Below are 22664 nucleotides of genomic sequence, written 5' to 3'. Positions count from 1 at the left end.
TTTAAAGCTTCTATTAATATATAGCAGCCAGCTCTGTCATCTAAAGCTTTTGAAGTTACATTATTTCCTTTTAATTCAACATATTCTCCAACGTAGCTTGCAACGTCACCTATCTTTACATATTTCTCTGCTTCCTCTTTAGATTCAGCTCCGATATCTATATATAGTTTTTTTATATTCTTTACAGCATCCACATCAACACTGTTGCTTACTATCCCTTGTACCCCATTTCTAAATATAACTCTATTCATTATAGTAGGAACTAGTGGAATTCCGCCAAGAGCTCTAACTATGATAAATCCTTTATCATCTATCTTTATAACTTGGAATCCAATTTCGTCCATGTGAGCTGATGCCATAATTCTCTTCTTATTTTCTCCATGTCCTTTCTTTAATGCTATTATGTTTCCTAAATCATCAACTAAAATCTCATCTGCTAAATTCTTGATTTCTTCCTTTATAGTCTCTCTTACTTCTCTTTCATATCCGCTTACACCAAAAGCATCACATAGTCTTTTTAATAACATTTCTCCACTCTCCTAAATAAAAATTAATTACATCCGTATCATTTCTTTCTGTATTCAACAATGATTTTTAAAAATCCTCTGTAACTTAGAATATTTTTTATGAATAGTGATAATAATCCTAACTAGGAAGGTGATTTCATGTCATATTTAACTATATTTTTTTATTTATTTTTACTTTTTATAGCCAATAAAATATTGGATAAATTCCTTAGTATGCTTAATAAAGAGCAACTATACACCAAACTTTTGTCAAGAAAATCTCTAAGCACAGTTCCTTATGGTGTATTTTTAAACTGGTGCTATATTCACCTTATAAATGAAAATTATACTAATTTAAATATAATAGATAGAACTGGAGGTTCTACTAACCCAAGTATATATGGTTCCGTAGAAGGTAATCCATGTTATGTATGGGTTATACAAAAGAAGATTAACAATCCAGCTATAAGCGAAGATGATTTCGATAAAGTTTCACTGTCAGAAATGCAGGAGATTTACGGTCATATTATTCTTAAGAACATAACTAATTCACTTATAATAACTACTGGAGATTTTTCTGAGGAAGCTTTAGAATTTTCCTCATCTATACCTAATTGCAGTATATCATTTTTAGATGGCTGCACTTTTACTCACAAATTTATGTTATCACAAGGAGATGTATCTGTTGAATTATAAATTACTATTTCTAATAATTTTAGCTTTTAGCATCGTATTAACCATATACAAGTTAATAAAAATAATTTGGATTTCTCTTAAAAAATTTATTTTCAAAAGTGATGATGTATTAATATCTCCAAAAGATTTATGCGGACTTACTCCAAAAGAGTTTCAAAGTTTTTCTAATTTTGTCTTAGAAAAGCAAGGTTTTTCATCATTGAGCCCTTTAGCAGAAAGCTACAATGATGAAAGCTACTTTTTAACTTCTCGTCATGGTGAAAATTATGGAGTTCTTTGCATTAAAGAAGACTTTTCATCGAAATCTCCAAGTTCCATAAATTATTCCACTTTTAAAAGATTTATCTCTATACTTCATCATAATAATTTATCTCATGGTATTATTGTTCATTCTAGAACCCTTAATAAAGAAAAACATTCATTCATATCCAGCGCAAGAGATGACTTTGATTTTATTATTTATGACGGAGATATTGTCTCTGAAAGCTACAATTTGCTTTCATCTGGGGAAACTATTAATGGGTGGGAATTGAAGTAAATATATGATTTTAGAATTTAATTGAATAAATCGTTTTCTTATGTTACACTACTCTACACTAATTTATTCTATTTAAAGGGGGAATGCATAATGTTTAAAGACAGGTTTAACGGACAGACTATAATTGTAACTGGAGGAACTTCAGGTATAGGACGCGCTGTATGTATTAGGGCCGCGCTTGAAGGTGCCAATGTAGTAGTTTCAGGTCGTAACAAAGAGAGAGGACAAGCAGTCGTTGATGAAATTCTAAAGCAAGGTGGAGAAGCCATTTTTGTTCAAGGAGATATTACTAAAAAAGAAGATGTTGTTCACCTTTATAAGGAAGCAGAACAAAAATACGGAGAAATACACATAGCTATAAATAATGCTGGTATAGTAGGTGCTTCAAAAATCCTAGATGAGGTTACTGATGAAGATTGGGGCAGCGTTATAAATGCCAACCTTAATTCCATGTTTTACTGTTGTAGAGAAGCTGTAAAATATATGCTAAAACACGGCAAGGGTGGAGCCATCGTAAATACGAGCTCAGTTGCTGGAATGAGGGGCTTTCCAAGTGCCGCTGCTTATGTAGCGTCAAAGCATGGTGTTAACGGTCTTACAAAAGCTGTTGCCGTTGATTATGCAACAAAAGGAATAAGATGTAATTCTGTAAACCCTGCTGGAACAGATACTCCACTTACAGAAAACGCTGCAGCTGGTATTAAAGCAAAAATAGCTGAACTAGTAAAACAAGGGATAGACCCTCAAACCTTCTTAAAAGAAAGCATGACTAGCGGAAAAACTCAAACTTTACAAAAACGTAATGCTTCTCCAGAAGAGCAAGCTTCCACAATATTATACTTTGCCTCTGATGAAGCAAAACATATAACTGGTTCTATAATTGCTTCCGATGGAGGTTTTACCGTATATTAAAAATTAAATATATTAAGTTAACTTATTATAGAAAATATATTTAAAAGTAAAAAACACCCTATATAGCAGAAACTCATAAAAGAAAGTTCTACTATATAGGGCTAATTTTATTTATTAAATTACTTGTTATCTAATAACGTTGAAATTAAAACCATTAAAGTTTAGTCTTTTTATAACTAATTGTTCTTACTTGGCCTTATTAAGTCCGAAAAGGAAGTTACTAAAACTTAGTCTTTTTATAACTAATTGTTCTTACTTGGCACTACAAATACGGAAGATAATTTTCCTATTCCAATTTCCCCTACTTTAGTAGCCTCATAAGCCGTATAATTTAAGGTATAAAGCTTTTTACCTGAACATACATACATAACATTATTTAAAGTAACTGCACTAGATAATGAATAATCCTCATCATCAAACCTCAAGTTATTATACTTATTTGGTCTTGATGCTGTCCAGCCTTTATCTGTTTTAGTATATATAATCTCTCGTCCATTTCCCATTTGTCCTACAATAGTCTTGTCATCAACAGCTGTAATTGCTGGCGAACTCCAACTATTGTCTGGAACAACCTTTTCCATGATCTTTGTTTCAGTGTTAACAGTATATAGTCCATCCCCACTCATAAGATATAAATCTTTTCCTATAGATGCCATATCAGTTGCCACCATATCGTATCCATCAGTTGTCTTTAGTTCTGTCATAAACTCTTCTATAGAATTATCATTCATATTCCAACGATACAAATTAGAATTTCCTTTACTATTCAACTGTGCAAAATATACATATCCATCTAAATACTCAGTACCCTTTGGATATATTTGATCTCCATCACTATTAGTACCTGCATCATAAGCTAGAACCTTTTCTCCTTCTACATCAGGCATATTAAGGTCAAAGCGTATAAATGCTTTCTCATCAACTGAGTACCCATACATCCATTCTTCGTTTCCAATCTCCATGACAGTTAATGCACAGCTTGCTGTAAAACCACCATCTTTAGTTGTAACAGTTACAATCGCTTTTCCTGGAGCAATAGCTGTTAATAATCCATTGTTATCCACATTAACTATACTATTATTATCAGAACTCCAAGTAACCTCTTTATTTACTTTATCCTTATTAGGATATACAGTTGCTTTAAGTTGCTTAGTCATACCTGTTTTCATCTTCACATCGGTTTTATCTAGAGATACCCCTGTTACATAGATGACAGGCTTAAAGTCTTTAGGTGTTATAAATCCTAATCCATTAATAGTTGGAACAGAATCTATCTCAGAAATATTACCATTCTCAATATTAAGAGAATAAAGTTTATCATCTGCAGTTACATATACAGTTCTATTTGCAAAATTTATTTCAACTTTACTATCTTTTGTCGTATGAATGCTTGGTGTTAATTCTCCGATTACATCATAGTCAGTGTTAAGATATAAAGTTTCTCCATTTCTAGCAGTTAAAATCCTATTAGTATCTATACGATATAATGTGCTATTTCCATATCCATCATTTGCAACAAGATATATATATCCATTAGTTGCTGTTAATCCATATGTGGAGTTATTGCTTATATTTACACTAGTTACAACTTCACCTGTACCAGGATCTACGACATAGATATAGAAACCTGATGTTATATAAATAAGCTCTGAGAATGGGTCATAAGTCATATCATTTGCAGGTCCTATTTGCATTCCAACATATCCAACTTCTTTTGGAGTATAAGATTGAACATCCATCTTATACAACTTTGGATAATAGTTTGCAACATCTATTAAATAATATAATGATCCATCTATAAATGTGGTTGCTAAGACCTTATCAGTCTTATCATAAGTGTGAAGAAGTTCTGTAGTAGTTGATGGTATATCAGGATTGAATCTGATAAGTCCACCATGATCTTTAGAGAATGCATATGCTGTATTCCCTGATGTCTTTTCTGAATCAAGAACTGTAACTTTACACTTTGAAGTAAATCCTCCATCTGAAGTTGTAACAGTAATATCAGCATTTCCTAGTCCAACTGCTGTTACCACTCCATTTTTAACTGTAGCAACACTCTTATCTGATGTAGTCCATGTAACATCTTTGTTTGATGATGTTGTTGGAAGAATCTTAGGAGTAAGTGTTGTGGTTGATCTAACTTCAAGCCTTACATTTTCTTTATCAAGTATAACTTTTTTAACGGAATTATCCTCTGGAACACTTCCACCTTTAGGCTCAATATACATTGTAGATACTAGAGCTCCATTTTGTCCAATATTTCCTATAGGCATACTTACCTTTCCATTTACATCTATCATAGTAAGCTGTCCAGCACTATATGGATTATTCTCTACAATTGGTGCCATATAAAGCCTGTCATTATTATGATCATATGCTAATGTTGTATTGTGTCCATAGTTATACTTTGAAACCTTTGATCCTGTATCTAGAATTTCTGTAAGCTCTCCAGTTTCAAGATCAACTGTACAAAGCATTCCATTGCCCTTTACAGTATAATACTTTCCATCTCCATAAGCTAAGCCATATACTACTTCCTTTGTATCCACAAGCTTTGTAATACTTCCTGTTGATAAGTCTACACTATAAATTGCAGATTGATTTCCGAAATAGTCTTCAAGGCTTAATGCTAGCATACGGAAATTACTATAATCGTATGTCATATCCGTAAGTGAAAAATTAGATTTATCCGTAGAATACTTTCCTATATTATTAAACTTATAGGTGTCTGCTTCTACTTGATACAATTCTCCATTTCTATCATACCCATAAATATATCCATCATAATAGTCACCAGCAACTAAACCAAAACTATCAACAGCACTCTTAACTGTCTTGTATGATGCTGGATCATAGTCAGGTATTGAAACCCACCAGTTATAGTATGAAGTTTTAACATCTTGGTTCAAGAAAGCTTTAAGTTCACCTGATGACTCTATTACCTTAATTTCAATTGAATCATCATAAGTTATCTTCGACTCTCTATCTGTTATAGATGCTGTTATAGTAGCACTACCACTACTAACTGCAGTTACTGCTCCAACCTCATCAACCTTTACTACATTCTCATCACTACTAGTCCAAGTTTTACTTTGTAAAGTTGGTCTCTTAGGTGTTGTAGTAGCAGATAAGTTTGCTTTAGCTCCCTTTATCATACTGAAATCATTTTGATCTATAGAAAGTCCTGTAACTGGAATATATGCTGCTTCAGGCTCATTCTGAGGAATAGTAAATAAACCAGCTACCTCAGCTCCCTTCTTACCACCTATATCACCTAATTTTACAGTTTCCCATTCTGTCCTACTTCCCCATTCGTCTTTAATCTTTGTATTTGCAAGTAGATAAAATGCTGATACTCCTGGACCCTTACATTGTGCCCAATATAGGTTCCCTGAGTTATAATCATAAGTCATAGATTGAATATATCCCTCTGTAGATACTCCTGTTTCATATACTAAGATCCCTTCTCCAGTTTCACTATCAAAAGTAAATAGCTTTCCTTCTGTATTTACTCCATATAAATTTCCTTCAGCATCACAAGCAAGTCCTACTATTATATCGTTAATAACACTTACACGGTCAAGTGCTCCTGTTTCAAGGTCTATGATTGATAAATACATAAAGGATTGTTTATTTTCAATTGCATACATCCGCCCTGTAGTATAATCAAAAGTCATATCAGTTATATTTGTTTCAGGCATACTTCCTATATATTCAAGTTCTCCAAAAGATGCCTTCCCATCAGAAGCTCCTTTTGTAACTTTAGTCTTATAGAAATCATCACCATTTTTCCCTGGCCATACTGTATATACATATCCATTATAGTAGGCTCCTGCAAACATTTCTTTCCCAGCGTTTTTTGTAAGAATTTCATAGTTTTTAGGACTTGAGTCCTTGAATGTAATCCATGTGTTCTTACCTTTCTCCATATCATTAAGATCTGCCAATAGGAATCCGTACATCTCATCTGTAGATGATAAAACTTTTACTTGAATACTCATTGTCTTGTCGTATCCTTCCGGTTGCCATTCAGGATATATCTTAGTCTTTGCTTCTACTATAGCTGTACCTTCAGAAATAGCTGTAACCTTCCCTTTATTGTTTACAGTTGCAACCTGTTCTCCTTCTGTAACAGGCTCCTCTTTAGTAATACTCCATTCTACTGGACTCTGAGATGCATTCCAAGGATTCCAAGATAATGAGAGTATTCTATTTTGAGCAGGAAGCATACTTATTCTCTCTAAATTTCCAGATATATTTACATTTGTAGGTTTTACACTATCAGGCAATATATCCTCACCATCATATGGAATAAATAATCCTACTCCACAGTTATTCTTCATATCTCCAACTAATGTAGTTTCACCTGTTTGAAGATTTACTTTATATACTCCATAACTTCTTAACGTTTGGTTTGTATTTATATCATATTTACTACTAAAAGCGTCCCAATACATAGTATCAGTATTGTGATCATATGCCATTGATTGTATAACATTTACTCCATAGAAATCTGGTCTCTTTGCAAAATCTGTAATTCCAACCTTTTCTGCCTTTCCATCATCCTGTACTTTAGGAATCTTGTAAAGATTTCCTGTAAGATCTATACCATAAAGCTGTCCTTCAGTAGTACATCCAAGTGTAACCATAGTTGTGGAGTCCATTCCAGTTAAAGCTGATAAACGTGAAATCTCTCCACTTTTAAGATCAACCCTAGTGAGTACGGATGCTCCGCCTTCTCCAATTCTGTAATCCCAGCCTACAGCATAAAGAATTTTTTCACTATAATCGAATGCCATATCGTAAAGTATTACATCACTTTGTTTATTTAACACATTTTCCTTCCAATAAGTGTTTCTTGGAGGTATTACAACTAATTCACCAGCTGTATTTTGAGCATAAATATATCCATCTATATATTCAGCACTATAATAACGTGCAGCTTTAGAATAAGTTATATTTTTAGCTTCACCTAAATCTGATTTATTAGCACTATACCACCCTCGCGACATAGCTCCATCTTCACTGCTTTCAAATGCATATAGCTTTTCTTTATCTAGCTTAGATAACGGAAGTTCATTGTCATTCCACCCTGCTCCTAGGTCAAGGCTGATTTCTTGAACATATTCATTACATGCATAGTCAGCAACAATTATATTAAAGTTTTCTCCAAATCCACTAATATCAAATGTATAGTCCTTTGCTTTTCCTGGTTCATAATCTTGAATATCATGTTTTGCCATAATTTCGCCATTAGGACTTTCAAAAAGTACTGCTGCGATATATCTATTATCCTTTAAAGATAAATTTAAAGTTACCTTTCCATCTTTAACTTCAGGTTTAAGCTCATTAAAATTTTCAATGGAAGGCTTCGCATTATCTACCCATATTGGCTGTTCTATGGCCTGAACCTGATTTTCCCCTTCATAATCAAGTTTTGCTTCGATCTTAAAGTTTACTTTTGTATTATCAGTTACAGGATTTCCCTTGCCATCAGTTCCATCCCACAATATAGGTTCTCCTTGCTGAGGATTAAATACGAAATATGGAATAATCATTCTCCGACTACTATCATAATATGTCTTTCGTACATCTTTCTCTCCATAAGACCAGTACTCTTCTCCAGTCTTATCATCAGTAACTGTAAAGATCAATTCCTTAACATTACGTAACATTCCCATATCTATTTCAGATAAACTATTTGCTAATGATATAGCTGAATGCTTTTCATCATAATCTGCCTTTATATAAGGATTTACGCCTAACATAAAGTACTTAGTATAAATACCTGTTGGGAATAAGCTTGCTTGTCCTTCGCTATTCCAGTAATGATTAGTTCCCCCATCAAATGCAGAAGGAGCCGTCCAATCACCATAAAACCCCATTACTGGCATTGATAGTTCTGTAATATCACTATTTAGGGACTTTGCATACACATATCCATCTACATATATTCCATTCTCAAAATACTTGTTCATATATTCTTTGTCTGCATCTGCTAAATTTATAGAACCTTCACAATCTAAAGATCCCTTAGCAGGTACAATTAAAGCTGTTTCTTCATCATCAAAAGCAACTTCTAGTTCAGCAGCGTATTCAGCAAGCTCCTTGCTATCTTCTTTGTCAAACTTTCCATCACCATTTACATCCATGAAGTTATCTGGTCTCTTATTTAATGCTTCTACATCATTTAATGCTGACAGAAGAACTCTTACATCTGCTGTATTAATCTTTCCATCACCATTAAAATCATACTTTAATGATTCATCATATTTAAAAGATATTTTGCTATCAAGTTTAACAGATGTTGAAGTCATAAATATATTATCTCCAGCTTCAGTAGCTCCCTCTGTTAAAAGATTGCTATCCAATTCATAAGCTAGAGGTTTGTCAGTTATATTATTTATTTTAAAACCAAAGTTATAGTTTCCGTCCTTTGAATCCCCAAGCTCAACTTTAGGTCTCCCATCCTCTTGTTCATTGCTTGTCAAATAAGCTTTTGTATCAACTACATCTTGTAAATTGATAAGCCCTGCACCTTGCCATCTAGGTGAATATTCCATTCCCTCAGATAATACAGGGTTAGATGTACTCATAAGAAGTGCACTTGTTATATTACGTATTTGCTCTTCCTTAAGACCTTCAAACTTATCTTTTACATACTCCATGACAATTGCAGCAGCACCTGCAACTTGTGGAGTTGCCATAGACGTACCACTCATAAGACCATAAGTATTATTATCACGTGTAGAATAAATATTTCCTCCCACACCAGTTATATCTGGTTTAAGCTTTAATGATGGAGTTACTCCCCATGATGAAAAATCACTCATATTTATTGATTCATTTATAACTGTCTGTTGATTTCCATTACTTGTAGTAAGTTTTCCAATTCCATTGTTTAGCTTGCTTATCATATATTGTCCATCTTTTTGAGATATACTGACACATGGAATATGATCCTTTCCATCATTAACTTGCATATTTAATATTCCAGGAGCATTATTGTATATTATACATCCAACAGCTCCAGCAGATTTTGCATTTGTCTGCTTTTGTGTAAATGATACTCCTCCACCACGAGATACTAGAGCTATCTTTCCTTCTACTCCTGAACCATTATTAGCATTAGTAAAGTCACTAACATTTCCTCCATATACATTCTCACCAGCCCATACATAGTCATATGATTTATTTATACCAAGCTGGTTAAGGAAATTAGTATAGTTAGTTGATGCAGTGTCAGTGTATGCTATATTCTTTCCATCTACTGTAATCGTAAATGCTTTAATAGCATTATTATCAACGCTGGCTACTGTCATAGAGTCTGTATATGAGCCAGGATTCCCAACAAGACCTATGTCAGGATTCTTAGCTAAGCTCATATTGTTTCCATGTAGATTGTTGAAGGCATTGTTAGTATCATTACCAGCTGCTATTGCAACTTGAATATCTGTATTGGCAAACTTATCAAACACTGCATTAGTTGATGCTTCTGAATCTGTGAATCCAGCTGTAGAACCTAGTGATAAGTTCATTACATCCACATTAAGGTATACAGCATCTTCCATAGCCGCAAGAACATCTACAAAGTCAGCCCCGCCTTGTGGACTAAACACTTGCATTACTGCTAATTGTGCATCTGGCGCAATTCCTACTACTTCTGTAGAATCTATCTTATTTGCGGCAGCTATACCTGCTACATGAGTACCATGATCTGATCCAGTATGTGCTACATCTAAATTATGACCAACATAATTGTATGCATATGGCACCTTTGTATTACGATATACTCCTATAGGCCTCGCAGTATGCTTGGCAGCATTAAGTTTATTCCAAGTTTCGACTACATCTTCTGCATCCATAGAATTTTCATTAAGCTTATCCCCATTTAAAGGCTTAAAGCTATCGTGATTTAAATATATTCCTGTATCTATTATGGCTATCTTCATGCCTTGTCCAGTATATCCAGTTTCATTCCATACTTTATTTGCACCTATCATAGTTGACGCATTAGATGTAAATGTCTCAGCATCATCTGATAAATAATACACTGGAGATATCCAAGCATCTTTTACTCCTGTCATGTCTTTGATAGATTTAAGATTTTTATACTCTGTACTTACAGCTATACCCGTGATAGCAACCTTGTATTCATAAAGTATCTCTAAATTACTATCGATCTCATCCTCCATTTTTGCTTCCATAGTGTCTATATGATTCTGTTGATTATTTGCATGTGATACAACTCTTATCCCTTCTGCTATTTGTCTCGCGCTGTATCCTGCATCTATTAGAGAATCTTTTTCTAGTTCTACTATAATTTTGACTTTTTTCTCTGGATCATGAACTTCTTTTATGTCAATTTCAGATGCTTTTTTTAATTCATTTTCTTGAATATGAGGTCCTTCTTCTTTCTTTTCCCTCTTTATACTTGGAGCGAAATCAATAGGACTTGATTTGCTAGCATCACTACTTTCAAACTTTTGTCCTGAAACATCTGTTTTCTTTGAAGTATGCTGTTGCTGTTCAACTTTATCTCCATTTGCCATTGTAGTTGCAGCTTTTACTGGCATACTTGTAAATAACATAGTTACAGTAATAGCAGCTGCTAAAACTCTACTTAACATCATACGCTTTCTTATCATGCTCTATCCCTCCCCGCACTATGTTTCTTCAATGCAGCAAGTGCAATTAAGCTGACAATAATAATTAGTCCATATCCTATTAGAGACGAATCTCCTGTTTTAATATCACTATTGTTATTTTTATCAGAAGATCCATTATTGCCTGTACTACCTGGATTACTTACATCGCCTGTTCCTTGTCCAGATCCGCTTCCTATTTTTATATTTATGCTTTTGTCACCATCTAATTTTATAGGAATAGCTTCTCCTTCTTTATCATTAGCATATTTGCCTTCAAGACTAACTTTTGCTATATCATTATTCGCTGCCGAATCGTTAACCTTGAAATCTAAAGAAATTATATCCCCGGCTTTTTCTACTGGATCTACTGTAGCCCATGCAATAACTAGTTTCCCATTTCCAAGGGCATTTACTACAAATTCTGATTTTTCAGCATCACTACAGTATGCAAGTTTTCCTCCTTGGTAAGTCATTTTACTGTTGTCATAAGTTACAATGGCTTTTCCATCTGTAAGTCCTGCCGTGTCTACTCCAACTGCTACATTTACTGTTTCACCTTGCTTTGCTGTTTCTACTGAACCTAGAGTAAAGTCCATTTGATTTGCTGCAAATGAAGCTACACTAGGGTTAACTGCTAATAGAATCAGCGTAAACAAAGTAACAATCGCTGTCTTTGTTTTCATTTTCTCATCCTCCTTTTTATATTTTAGAGTTTGATTTTATATTCTCGTACTCTACAGTACTGAAAATTTTTATATTTTTTTAATTACATTCATATTTTTAATTCAATTTTCATTCAATTAAGAATATTTTAACATTTGATTATTCTATTGTAAATATATGTTAATTTTTTTAGAAAATTCTTATTTTTCTTATGATTTTTTTTAATATCTTTATTAGTAATAGATTATTTCATAGTTTTTTTAACAATCAGTTCATTTTTATTTTTTTCTGTGCATAAATCACTTAATTTTTAAAGAAAAAACACAACCACTAGGATTTATCCAAATGATTGTGTTTTTTAACCTTTATTTATATTTACTGTTTTTTAATTAATTCTTGCTAAACCTATAATAATAAAATGGCTTTTTCTCTTTTTCACCTGAATTTAAAATCATTCTCGTTTCAAGCTTTTCGAATCCTACTCCTTTAAAACTTATTTTCTCATATCAAAACTTTTATTTAAGATTTTTTACAAAGCAAATTATTCTATTAGCCTCTTTGAATCCTATATTTAAGTGAAATTTTAAACTATCTGTGTTTTTAAGCTCACAGTCACTAGCAAATTCTTCTGCACCTTTCATCTTTGCCCATTCTTCACAATATCTTAAAAGTTCTTTTCCTATTCCTTTATTTCTGTATTCTTCTTTTACAAAAATTCCTTCAAAGTATCCAACGGGACAACTGTCCGTTCCTTCTACATAATCAAATCTTAGAGAGCATTGTGCAAATCCAATGAATTCACTTTCATTGCATACTAAAAATATCTTTGAATTATCATTTTCGATTATTGTTGAAAATTCAAGAATTAAATCCTCTATAGTATTTGATGGCCAAAGCTTTAAAGCAATTTCTGCTACTGATTTAATGTGCTCACTTGTTGCAGTTATAAACTTCATATGAATCCTCCTATTTTTAACTTATTATTTCTTAATTACCTCTCCATGAATAAAAACTCGTCCTTCATCAGGTTATGCCTCCATTACCATTATTTTTCCCAAGAAAATTCATATCCTCCAGAATGGTTCTTTGCATCTACCCTAATAGTGTATTTCCCGGGATCTGAAAGTGTAATAGTAAATGTTGATGTTTGAATATCATTTCCTTCATAACTGCAATCAGTTTTGTCGTCATCTTTAGCTATATATGCACTAATTGTTCCATCTTTCGTAACGATATTAACATCTATCTTAACCAGTTCCCCCTCTTTAACAGTAACATTAGTTTCTTTATATCCGCTAAACCTTTTATATGTCATAGACATCATAGTTGACGTATTATGTTCTTTTGACATCACAGTTATTTGGGATCCTCTTGTACATCCATTAAGTACAAGCATCACTATGATTACTAAATATAATATACTTCTTTTTTTCATCATTTCTTCCTCCTGCACTATTTATCCTATGTAATTATTTTACACCTTTAATGTAAATTATACTACAATATTTACCATTCAATAATGAAAGAAGATATGTGACTTTGGGAGTTGGCATTACTTTAGTGCAGTTCAATAACATTTGAACTTACTTTTATTATTAAAAACATGAGTGAAAAGTAAAAGAGTCAGCATCTCATGCTGACTCTAATATTAATTACTTCCTATAATATATAACAAATAATACAATAAAAATTTAACCCTAGTTCCTTGCTATATCTAATCTACATTACTGTAAATTCTACACACAATTATCGATATTTAATTAAACAAACATTATCATTGATAGAACGAACATGAATATTAATCCTGCTATCATTGGTACTGAAGTTCTCTTTACAATATCTAATGATGATTTCTTAACAGACCCAGCTACTATTACTGTTACCGCTGCTACTGGAGAAACCGCTCTCATGATATTTCCAGCAAGACCCATTGGTACTGATAATGCTATAGGATTTATTCCAGCTGCTTCTGCAAGTGGCATTACTAATGGAACCATTGCAAAGAATAATGCTGTTCCACTTCCTGAAAGTAATACTATAAGCACTGTTAATCCAACTAAAATTAGAGGAAGAACTATTCCCATTCCTGTTCCTTGAGTTGATAACATAGCATCCTGAAGTGCCTTTATAAGTCCAATAGACTTTAATCCTTGTACAAATACACTTGCTGCTACTAATAATGCAACTATAGATACTCCGTTTGCCATTCCCTTAAAGAAGTCTTCTGTTCCTTTAAGAACTTTTCTATCTCCTTTATGACGAATTGATTCGCATATTATAGCTATAATAAAGCTTAAAGTTGTAGCTACTTCTACTGAAAGTTTCACTGATGAACCTGAGAAGTATATGAATATAAGCATTAATATAGGTAGTAATGGTAAAAGCGTATATACTAATTTGAATAAGAAGGATCCTTCAATCTTTTTAACTTCTTGAACTTCTATAACTTCCTCTTCTCCTGAAGCTATAGCCTTCTTGTCCATAAACTTCTGCCAGAAATAATGTACAAGTGCCATAACTCCTATCGTAGGTACTGAAATCATAGCATGGTATTTTATAACGTAATCAGTTACTGTTAAACCGCTAAATGATGCGTACTTTGCTAATTCATTTGCAATGGCAACATTATCACTTCCAAGTGGAGTTGGCATTACAGTTGCTGTTGTAGCTATAACTGCTGCTGCTGTTAATGTACTCATACCAGCCTTTTTTAAAACAGGGAATAAAGTAGCTAATAATATGATTGCTAAGTTTGAAGCACTTGGTACTACTAATGAAAGTAAGTTTCCAAGTAAAAACACTATTGGTACTAATATATATGGTGATTTAACTTTTACTATAGATTTTGTAAGAACACTTACTGTTACATCATTAGCCTCAATTTTGTTCATATAAGCAGAATATCCACCTAGTATAAGTATTATGAATCCGGCTGCTGATAGGTTTTGCTTGAATATATCCGTTGCAGCTTTAAGCGGATCAAGCCATATAGAACCTGTTGATGCAAAGTCCTTGATTCCAAGACCATCTCCAACAGTAATTGCTATGTACATTAGTACAAGACCTATAGCAAATAATGTGATTTTTATGTCCATCTTTTTGATTAACATATACACTACGATAGCAACAGCTATTATAGCAGTAGCGAACATAACATAATTATTCATACATTTCATCTCCTTATTTTTTTTATTTTAAAAGGAACTAAGAGCCTGCTTTTTTCCGACTACAACTGCTCTGCTCCATTTTAAATTCATTCTAAATTTAATGCTAAACACAAGCTTTTATTGCTTCCATAAACCATTTTTTAAATTTATCAATATCTATATCTGTACATACTGTTGCATTGGCTTCTTTCTTCATATATCCTTTTAAGTCAACGATTGTACATCCTAAAGTTAGAGGACTTTGAGTTTCAACATCAAGGTACGTTTCTTGAAGTTCATACATCTCTGGACATAATAGGTAAGCAATTGCACAGCTATCATACATTTTAAGTCCTGTCTTAAAGCTTCCTCCTCTATACTTTGAGAAAAGTGCACACATCATATCACCAGTTTTTCCATATGTTTTAATCTCAGCACTATCTTCTGGATAAACTAGAGCTTTTAGTCCCATGTCTAATCCAGCCATAACAAGTTTTAATCCACTTGAAAATACTATCTTTGCTGCTTCTGGGTCAGTAGCTATATTAAACTCTCCCATAACAGTTCTATTTCCTCTTGTTAAAGATCCACCCATAAATACTATTTCATCTATTTTTTCCTTAACTTCTGGATACATCTTTAAAAGTAAAGCTACATTTGTAAGAGGTCCTATAGCTACTATAGTCATCTTTGAGTCGCTTTCTAATAAAACTCTTCTCATCTCATTTACAGCATGACCATCAAGCAAATTGCTTCTATCTGGTTCTCCAAAATCATATCCGTCCATGCCAGATGCCCCATGAACATTAGATGCATCTTCAAATACTTGCATTAATGGTTCTCTAGACCCCTTTGCTACTGGTATTTTCTTTCCCCAGAATGTAAGAAGCTTTAATGCATTTTCTGTAACTAAGTCTACGCTTACATTTCCAGCTACAGTTGTTATAAGCTTTACATCAAGCTTTTCTGAAAAAAGAGCAATTGCTATAGCTATAGCATCATCAATTCCTGGGTCCGTATCAATTATTATCTTTCTCTTGTTTTCCATTATCTTTCACTCCTCTATATATTATTAAAAAATTCATTTACTTCCTTCTCTGTTGGTATGGATATCTGAGCACCTTTTCTAGTCACTGTAACTGCAGAAACCTTTGTAGCATATTCAATTGATTCTTTTAATGAAGTTCCCATTGATAATTTTGCTGCCATAGCTCCTATGAAAGAGTCTCCTGCTGCAGTTGAATCAACAGCTTGCACCTTGTGGGCATTTACTCTTATATTTTCTTTATTAGTTATTGTTAAGCTTCCCTCTTTCCCAAGAGTTATTATGATGTTTGAAGCTCCCTTATCCTTTAAGACTTCTGCAGCTTTTAAACATTCTTCATCATTGTTTGGATAAATTCCACATATAACTTCACATTCGCTCTGATTTATAACTAAAAGATCTATATATTTGTAAACTTCATCTGGTATCTTTTTTGCTGGTGCTGGATTTAATATAGTTTTCATTTTTAAAGATTTTGCATACTCTATAAGTTTAAAAGTAGCATCTAAATCATTTTCAAATTGAGTTATAAATATATCTCCTTCTGAAGCAACTTTATCTAGTTGCTCTTTTGCAAATTCAAATTTCATTGCATAGTTTGCACCTGGGTTTAGTATTATTCTATTATCATTATTCTCTCTAATTATCATTGCTGTTCCTGTAGATACATCTTCATGAATCTGTATGCATCTAGTACTTATATGAAATTTTTCTAATGAATCTAATACCTGTTTACCAAAAACATCTTTTCCTACACTTCCTATGAATATGGTATCTGCTGCTGACTTTACAGCTGCAATAGCTTGATTGCCACCCTTGCCGCCTTCATTTACAAAATAATCATGTCCATGTATTGTCTCACCTTGAACAGGCATCTTGTCCACTTCTATAGTAAGATCAACATTAAGACTTCCTGCAACTATAACTTTTTTCATATGGGTATTCACTTCCTTCTATCTATACAAATCATGCCTGACCCAAATTTAGGATTAGGCCTTTCAATAAATCCAAACTTTTCATAAAACGCTTCTGTTCCCGGCATAGCCATAAGTCCTATGTACGCTCCTTCACATCCTGCCTTTTCTATATAATCCAGCAAATTGTTAACTACTAATTTTCCAACTTGCTTTCCTCTATAGTCTGGATGGACAACAATATCTTTTAAAAAAAATACGATTCTTCCATCTCCAACAACTCTTCCTATAGCTACAGGCATTTCATCATCATACACAACAGTACTATATAAAGTATTTTTTAAGGCTTGTGCTATGTCTTCTTTATCATATACTTTCATATCAGCATATCTTCTCATTGAATCATAAAGATCTATTGTCAAACCATTCTCTACAATATGCACATTATCCCCTCCGTTGGTAAAACGTTTTATCATTTTCTATAAATTTATATTATCACCGAAAGAAACCGTTGTCAAGCTAATAGTAAAACGTTTTATCAAAATTTTAATTGTTAATATTTTATCTAGAATATGATATAATTTTCTTAGGGGTGATTTTGATGAAACTAAAAGATATCGCTAAAGAAGCTGGTGTGTCCATAAGCACTGTTTCTTTAGTTTTAAATAATAAAGAATGTAGAGTTTCTGATGAGAAAAAAACACTAATTAAAAAAATCGCATTAGAAAATAACTACACACCTAATATAAATGCTAGAAGTCTCATAACTAAAAAGACAACTACCTTTGGTCTCATTATTCCCGATATAGAAAATATATTTTTCTCAAAGCTTACAAAGTCTATAGAAACTTATTGTAGGGATCAAGGATATGCATTAATAATTGCAAATTCTAATGATGATTATAAAGAAGATATGCATCTTATAGATTTGTTGCTTGGTAGAGGAATCGATGGTCTATTTATCACCATATCTAATACTTCCTATGATCATCAAGAAGAAATATGTTCAAAGCTTAAAGCTTTAACTATACCTTATGTAATGATAGATAGGATATTTGATGATTTTTCATGCAATCAAGTTTATTTCGATAATGTAAAAGGAGCCTATATAGCAACTAAACATCTAATAGAAAATGGTCATAAAAGAATTTCATGTATCACAAATGCTGTTAACTCTAAAAACTCTATTTCTCGTTTTGAGGGCTATAAAAAAGCTATGGATGAATACGGTCTTGCTATCAATAAAGACTATGTAATAGAAGGTGATTATCATGCAGAAAGCGGTTATGCAGCTGGAGATATCATTCTAAAAAATAATACTACAGCAGTTTTTGTTTCTAACGATATGATGACTTTAGGGCTATTAAAACGTCTTATTGAAAAAAACATAAAAATTCCAGATGATATTTCAATTGTTAGTTATGATAATCTATTAAATGAATTTATGATCTTTATGCAGATTTCATCTATAGATCAAAATGTTGCAGAGCTTGGAACATCATCTTGTAAGCTTATGTTTAATCTTGTACAAAATAATCCAAAAGAAATTTCAACAATATGTCTTAATCCTCATCTTATTTCAAAAGACAGCGTAAAAATAATTTATTAAAATAAGCCAGCTGCTCAGATAAATATGTGATAGCTGGCTTTAATTCTAAAAAATAAACTTTATTTAACTCAAAATATGGCAATCTAATTTTCAAAAGTAAATGCAATTTCTCCTTCACCAATTAAAATCACAGTATATTTTTCTACAGGTAACTCAAGAAAAATATCTACCGCTTTACATGTCTTACCGAAATTTACAAAATACTTTAAGACTCCATCTTCATTTTTTATAATCATCATAATGATATTTTCTTCTGGAGTAGTTAGTTTTAATGACACCTTATTTCCCAAACATTTACTGAAATGATATATTCCTTCTTTGTATATACCTGCTGTTGGTGAAAATGTAATAGGCTTTGCATTAACCGTTACACTAGTACATGCAATAATTAATACAGCCATAATTATATATTTCAATTTTTTCATCATTGACTTTCTCATCCTTTCACAAATAGTTTTCTTTATATCTAAAGCATATTAAAGTAAAACGGTATAAAGATTTTTCTTAATCAAAGAAGGTATCAAATAATATTGATTTTTATTGTCATCTATAATTTAATCTTATGAGTCTTATGTATATTATTATCATCAATTCTTTTAAATATGAATAATTTTTCTATTTAAAATACAAATACTTAGTATATAATAAAAGCATACATAGATTAAAAAATCTTCTGAATGCTTTAAAATTTCTCTAATAAAGATTTGTATATTGTTAAGATTCATATTTAAATTCATATATTACCACTCCATTTACTGTGCTCTTTTTATTTATTGTAACTTGTGACATAATATTAATAAGTAGAAAAATGGAGATGATTTTATGGAAAATAAAATAGAACATTTAGCTAAAATTTTAAAAAACAGTAATAACATAGTATTCTTCGGTGGAGCTGGAATGTCAACAGAATCAGGAATACCTGATTTTAGAAGTTCCAATGGTTTATGGAATGAAAAACTTAAGATCAATTTTACTCCCGAACAGCTTGTATCTCATACATTCTTCTTAAGATATCCTGAGGAATTTTTTGAATTTTATAAGTCTAAATTAATATATCCTGATGCTAAACCTAATGCTGGCCATTTAGCTCTTGCAGAGCTTGAAAAAATGAGAAAACTTAAAGCTGTGGTAACTCAAAACATAGATGGGCTTCATCAAATGGCTGGTTCTAAAAATGTTTTCGAGCTTCATGGATCTGTTTATAGAAATTACTGCACTAAATGTAATGCTTTTTACGATGCTGATTTTGTGATAAACTCTAAGGGAATTCCAACTTGTACAAAATGTGGTGGAAGTGTAAAACCAGATGTGGTTTTATATGAAGAAAGCCTGGACTATGATATTATAGATGGCGCTATAAAAGCAATAAGTAGTGCAGATACACTTATAATAGGTGGCACATCTCTTGTTGTATATCCTGCTGCCAGTCTCATAAACTACTTTAAAGGACAAAATCTTGTGCTTATAAATAAAACTAGAACCTCTGCAGATTCTAAAGCAGCTCTTACAATTCATGACTCTATAGGCAAAACTTTGGATAAAGCTTTAGAATTATTAAAGAATATTTAATGTACATTTTGTTAGATTTGTATAATAGGCTATACGAATATATTTAATCTTTAAATAGCATACTCTATATAGAATATATTTTATAAAGTATATCATATTTAAAGAAATATTTAGAATAAAGAAGATATTTAAATATATTTTAATTATTCAAGCTATACTAAATTTGCTTACAATAAAAATTTCGTATATTATTAAATCAAGGAAAACTTGAAGTTGAAATGATGCTTCACTTATAATTTTTAATTAATCTAACATTTAATTTTGTAAATGATTGTATGTGTATTTTCGTAAAAGAGCATCCCTTGGACAAGGATGCTCTTTTACATTGGACAAATTCTTTGTTTATAATATTTTCTTCTTTGCTTTTAGTTTTTTCTTACTTATAGTTCTGAGGTTAGAACTTATTACCTTTATTTGTTTTAATCTTCGTATACTATCCTCTAGGGATTCTCTTTCCTTAATCATCTCTTCAAGATTATTATTTATTTCATCGTATTTTTCATCTAAAACTTCTACAATATCTTTTGTTGGGTCATCTACTACTCCTTTAAATAATCTAAGTGCATCCTTATATCCTTCAAGAACTCTCTCTAAAGAAGTCTGCCTAGAAAAATCTAAAGTTCCAACAAGCCATCCTCCCATATTCTTTGATGGTACTATTTCTATTATCTTCGCATTAGGAAAAAGAGATCTATCAACTCTCTCTTCTTTGTTAAAATGAATTACTATTATAATGTCACAACCACTATCATAAACTGGCTTTATAGGTACATTATCTACTAAGCCCCCATCCATGTATATCTGTTCTCCTATTTCTTCACTTTCAAAGATCATAGGAAGTGCTGTGGTGGCACAAAGAATATTCTTTATTTCTTTTTCATCATAATCATTTATCTTAAAATATTTAGCTTTCATATCAGGCATTTCTGTACAACATATATACATAGGTATTTGAGAACTTTTTATTTTTTCGTAATTCAATCCTTTATCTATGATTTCGATAAGTCCCTGTTTTGAAATTACATCTCCCTCATCTCTCAATGTACTTGCCCATTTTAATACTTCCTCTTTCTTACGCTCTGAGATCTTTAGATAAAGCATATTTCTAGCTATGATTCTATCATCTATAGGAAGCATTTTTTCTTGAGAACTATTAAGCCATACCTCTTCTCCTATCTCATAATCCTTTTGAAGAAACAAAACTCCATTTAATGCACCTATGGATGTGCCTGATATAGCAGATACTTTGTCCTCTATACCTAATAATTTTAAGCCACGCCATACACCTATTTGGTAGGAGCCTTTTCCTCCTCCTCCTGCAAATACAATTCCTAACTTGCTCATCTTTCTCCTCCTCTCTAAACGCAATATCTAATGGCTATTATACCTTCATTATATACAATTTTTTAAATTCTTCATCTTATTTAAGAAGAATTTAAATTTTTTTCTACTATAATACTATCCTTAACTTCACAATCCTAGTCATATTAACAAGCCATTTAAAATAAAATAAATTATATAAATCTATTTGGAGTGGTTTGATGTTCTATATTATTGTACTTCTTATTATTGCTCTCGGTGTTGAATTCTATTACTTTATGAGTAAACTGGATGAAAAAAGAAGATATGTTTTTACGCTAAAAAGAGAAAATGATTTATTGAAAGATAAGGTCAAGAATTCCTTTAGTAACTATAAATCTTTAGGTATAAAATTTTCAAATCCACCTTTTAACTATGGCGCTCTTTCTCAAAATACAGAGCTTTTTCTCTGTCCATTGCCTGATTCACCAATATTGGCCAAGATGGATACCCCTATACGAGTAAATATATTGTCAAAAGCTCAAGCTTTAGATGAAATCTGGTATGAAGTGGCTTTGGATGTGTCTACTAACATAAACTCTAGAGGTTGGGTTAAAAGTGACAAAATGATATTCAATGAAACAACAAACATACCAGCAAAATATTATTAAGGAAGTATCTTAAAATAAAAAGTCTTAGCAATTTTATATCTAGCTAAGACTTTTCTTATTCCTCATAATCTGATTGAGCCTCTTCATTAAGCACATTCACTCCATGCTTTGCCATATTAACTCTTCTCATAACTTCATTTTCTATTAATTCAAATCCTTTTTTAGTGATGATATACTGCTTTTTTCTATCTGATTCTTCACCTGTATGCTTTATAAATCCTCATTGAGCCATTTTCTTAAGAAGTGTATATAAAGTTGCTGGTCCTATTATCACTTGACCTTCCGTTATGTCTTCTACATATTTCATGATAGCATATCCATGTTTAGCTTTTAATAAAGACAATAATATATAATAAGCTGGATCAGTGAGTTGCTCTGTTTCAAATGTATTTGCTTTAGACATAATATCCTCCTTCCTTTCGAAATAATGGTTGAAAGAGTAAGA

Annotated in this window: 18 protein-coding genes (1 of these 18 only partly in view); 6 read left to right on the top strand and 12 right to left on the bottom strand. The window is 32.0% G+C overall.

What is annotated here, in order from left to right; genetic code table 11:
• Positions 1 to 527, bottom strand: partial view of a M42 family metallopeptidase gene (locus tag KQH81_RS02415; RefSeq protein ID WP_027639324.1) — the 5' portion only. 466 nt of this gene lie to the left of the window's left edge; only the first 527 of its 993 coding nucleotides appear in the window; its start codon is at positions 525 to 527; its stop codon lies off the left edge, out of view.
• Positions 528 to 740: 213 nt separating this feature from the next.
• Here KQH81_RS02415 and KQH81_RS02410 point away from each other — a divergent pair, with 213 nt between their 5' ends.
• The 3 genes from KQH81_RS02410 to KQH81_RS02400 all read left to right on the top strand — a co-directional run bounded on the left by KQH81_RS02410 (position 741) and on the right by KQH81_RS02400 (position 2652).
• On the top strand, positions 741 to 1202 hold the full coding sequence (locus KQH81_RS02410; protein ID WP_196802080.1) for a restriction endonuclease: 462 nt from the start codon (positions 741 to 743) through the stop codon (positions 1200 to 1202).
• The gene (locus KQH81_RS02405) at positions 1192 to 1740 is read left to right on the top strand and encodes a hypothetical protein (protein WP_027639326.1); all 549 of its coding nucleotides are present in this window, start codon (positions 1192 to 1194) and stop codon (positions 1738 to 1740) included. The genes KQH81_RS02410 and KQH81_RS02405 overlap by 11 nt, the downstream gene beginning before the upstream one ends.
• 90 nt (positions 1741 to 1830) lie before the next feature.
• The gene (locus KQH81_RS02400; RefSeq protein ID WP_027639327.1) at positions 1831 to 2652 is read left to right on the top strand and encodes an SDR family NAD(P)-dependent oxidoreductase; all 822 of its coding nucleotides are present in this window, start codon (positions 1831 to 1833) and stop codon (positions 2650 to 2652) included.
• 242 nt (positions 2653 to 2894) lie between these two features.
• Here the strand turns inward: KQH81_RS02400 and KQH81_RS02395 are convergent, their stop codons facing one another.
• The 8 genes from KQH81_RS02395 to KQH81_RS02360 all read right to left on the bottom strand — a co-directional run bounded on the left by KQH81_RS02395 (position 2895) and on the right by KQH81_RS02360 (position 17514).
• Positions 2895 to 11303: a S8 family serine peptidase gene (locus KQH81_RS02395; protein ID WP_035770978.1), complete on the bottom strand. Its 8409-nt coding sequence runs from the start codon at positions 11301 to 11303 to the stop codon at positions 2895 to 2897.
• On the bottom strand, positions 11300 to 11986 hold the full coding sequence (locus KQH81_RS02390) for a cohesin domain-containing protein (protein ID WP_027639328.1): 687 nt from the start codon (positions 11984 to 11986) through the stop codon (positions 11300 to 11302). Before KQH81_RS02390 ends, KQH81_RS02395 begins: the two co-directional genes overlap by 4 nt.
• A 495-nt stretch (positions 11987 to 12481) precedes the next feature.
• Positions 12482 to 12922, bottom strand: a complete 441-nt coding sequence (gene aac(6') / locus KQH81_RS02385; RefSeq protein WP_035770980.1) for an aminoglycoside 6'-N-acetyltransferase — start codon at positions 12920 to 12922, stop codon at positions 12482 to 12484.
• Between the two features lie 89 nt (positions 12923 to 13011).
• Entirely contained in the window at positions 13012 to 13401 is a 390-nt protein-coding gene (locus KQH81_RS02380) for a hypothetical protein (RefSeq protein WP_051196295.1), read from the bottom strand.
• A 325-nt stretch (positions 13402 to 13726) separates the two neighbouring features.
• Positions 13727 to 15133: a C4-dicarboxylate transporter DcuC gene (gene dcuC / locus KQH81_RS02375; protein ID WP_027639331.1), complete on the bottom strand. Its 1407-nt coding sequence runs from the start codon at positions 15131 to 15133 to the stop codon at positions 13727 to 13729.
• 103 nt (positions 15134 to 15236) lie between these two features.
• Entirely contained in the window at positions 15237 to 16160 is a 924-nt protein-coding gene (gene rihC / locus KQH81_RS02370; protein WP_027639332.1) for a ribonucleoside hydrolase RihC, read from the bottom strand.
• Positions 16161 to 16174: 14 nt separating this feature from the next.
• Positions 16175 to 17092 (bottom strand): ribokinase, encoded by a 918-nt coding sequence (rbsK, locus tag KQH81_RS02365; protein ID WP_027639333.1) that lies wholly within the window; start codon positions 17090 to 17092, stop codon positions 16175 to 16177.
• Between the two features lie 8 nt (positions 17093 to 17100).
• Positions 17101 to 17514, bottom strand: a complete 414-nt coding sequence (locus KQH81_RS02360; RefSeq protein ID WP_027639334.1) for a GNAT family N-acetyltransferase — start codon at positions 17512 to 17514, stop codon at positions 17101 to 17103.
• A gap of 158 nt (positions 17515 to 17672) precedes the next feature.
• Between KQH81_RS02360 and KQH81_RS02355 the strand changes: the two genes are divergently transcribed.
• The gene (locus KQH81_RS02355; RefSeq protein WP_206153119.1) at positions 17673 to 18680 is read left to right on the top strand and encodes a LacI family DNA-binding transcriptional regulator; all 1008 of its coding nucleotides are present in this window, start codon (positions 17673 to 17675) and stop codon (positions 18678 to 18680) included.
• A gap of 83 nt (positions 18681 to 18763) precedes the next feature.
• Here the strand turns inward: KQH81_RS02355 and KQH81_RS02350 are convergent, their stop codons facing one another.
• Positions 18764 to 19108, bottom strand: a complete 345-nt coding sequence (locus KQH81_RS02350) for a hypothetical protein (protein WP_051196297.1) — start codon at positions 19106 to 19108, stop codon at positions 18764 to 18766.
• Positions 19109 to 19502: 394 nt separating this feature from the next.
• Between KQH81_RS02350 and KQH81_RS02345 the strand changes: the two genes are divergently transcribed.
• The gene (locus KQH81_RS02345) at positions 19503 to 20249 is read left to right on the top strand and encodes an NAD-dependent protein deacylase (protein WP_027639337.1); all 747 of its coding nucleotides are present in this window, start codon (positions 19503 to 19505) and stop codon (positions 20247 to 20249) included.
• Positions 20250 to 20591: 342 nt separating this feature from the next.
• On the opposite strand, the gene KQH81_RS02340 is transcribed toward KQH81_RS02345, so the two are convergent.
• Positions 20592 to 21593, bottom strand: a complete 1002-nt coding sequence (locus KQH81_RS02340) for a patatin-like phospholipase family protein (protein WP_051196298.1) — start codon at positions 21591 to 21593, stop codon at positions 20592 to 20594.
• 254 nt (positions 21594 to 21847) lie between these two features.
• Here KQH81_RS02340 and KQH81_RS02335 point away from each other — a divergent pair, with 254 nt between their 5' ends.
• Positions 21848 to 22219 carry a hypothetical protein gene (locus KQH81_RS02335; RefSeq protein WP_143081347.1) on the top strand — a complete coding sequence of 124 codons (372 nt, stop codon included), beginning with the start codon at positions 21848 to 21850 and terminating at the stop codon, positions 22217 to 22219.
• Positions 22220 to 22439: 220 nt separating this feature from the next.
• Here the strand turns inward: KQH81_RS02335 and KQH81_RS02330 are convergent, their stop codons facing one another.
• Positions 22440 to 22622, bottom strand: a complete 183-nt coding sequence (locus KQH81_RS02330) for a PadR family transcriptional regulator (protein ID WP_230028785.1) — start codon at positions 22620 to 22622, stop codon at positions 22440 to 22442.
• Positions 22623 to 22664: the final 42 nt, after the last annotated feature.

Source organism: Clostridium cadaveris (assembly GCF_020911725.1).
In the GTDB taxonomy this organism is placed as follows: domain Bacteria; phylum Bacillota; class Clostridia; order Clostridiales; family Clostridiaceae; genus Clostridium_X; species Clostridium_X cadaveris.
This window is presented reverse-complemented; position numbering and strand designations above follow the sequence as displayed.

Bases quoted from the DNA above. Each gene is read 5' to 3' on its own strand.
- KQH81_RS02380 (WP_051196295.1), bottom strand. From the start codon at position 13,401: ATGAAAAAAAGAAGTATATTATATTTAGTAATCATAGTGATGCTTGTA.
- KQH81_RS02410 (WP_196802080.1), top strand. From the start codon at position 741: ATGCTTAATAAAGAGCAACTATACACCAAACTTTTGTCAAGAAAATCT.
- KQH81_RS02340 (WP_051196298.1), bottom strand. From the start codon at position 21,593: ATGAGCAAGTTAGGAATTGTATTTGCAGGAGGAGGAGGAAAAGGCTCC.
- KQH81_RS02355 (WP_206153119.1), top strand. From the start codon at position 17,673: ATGAAACTAAAAGATATCGCTAAAGAAGCTGGTGTGTCCATAAGCACT.
- KQH81_RS02395 (WP_035770978.1), bottom strand. From the start codon at position 11,303: ATGATAAGAAAGCGTATGATGTTAAGTAGAGTTTTAGCAGCTGCTATT.
- KQH81_RS02345 (WP_027639337.1), top strand. From the start codon at position 19,503: ATGGAAAATAAAATAGAACATTTAGCTAAAATTTTAAAAAACAGTAAT.
- KQH81_RS02330 (WP_230028785.1), bottom strand. From the start codon at position 22,622: ATGTCTAAAGCAAATACATTTGAAACAGAGCAACTCACTGATCCAGCT.
- rbsK (WP_027639333.1), bottom strand. From the start codon at position 17,092: ATGAAAAAAGTTATAGTTGCAGGAAGTCTTAATGTTGATCTTACTATA.
- rihC (WP_027639332.1), bottom strand. From the start codon at position 16,160: ATGGAAAACAAGAGAAAGATAATAATTGATACGGACCCAGGAATTGAT.
- KQH81_RS02390 (WP_027639328.1), bottom strand. From the start codon at position 11,986: ATGAAAACAAAGACAGCGATTGTTACTTTGTTTACGCTGATTCTATTA.
- dcuC (WP_027639331.1), bottom strand. From the start codon at position 15,133: ATGAATAATTATGTTATGTTCGCTACTGCTATAATAGCTGTTGCTATC.
- KQH81_RS02335 (WP_143081347.1), top strand. From the start codon at position 21,848: ATGAGTAAACTGGATGAAAAAAGAAGATATGTTTTTACGCTAAAAAGA.
- KQH81_RS02350 (WP_051196297.1), bottom strand. From the start codon at position 19,108: ATGATGAAAAAATTGAAATATATAATTATGGCTGTATTAATTATTGCA.
- KQH81_RS02400 (WP_027639327.1), top strand. From the start codon at position 1,831: ATGTTTAAAGACAGGTTTAACGGACAGACTATAATTGTAACTGGAGGA.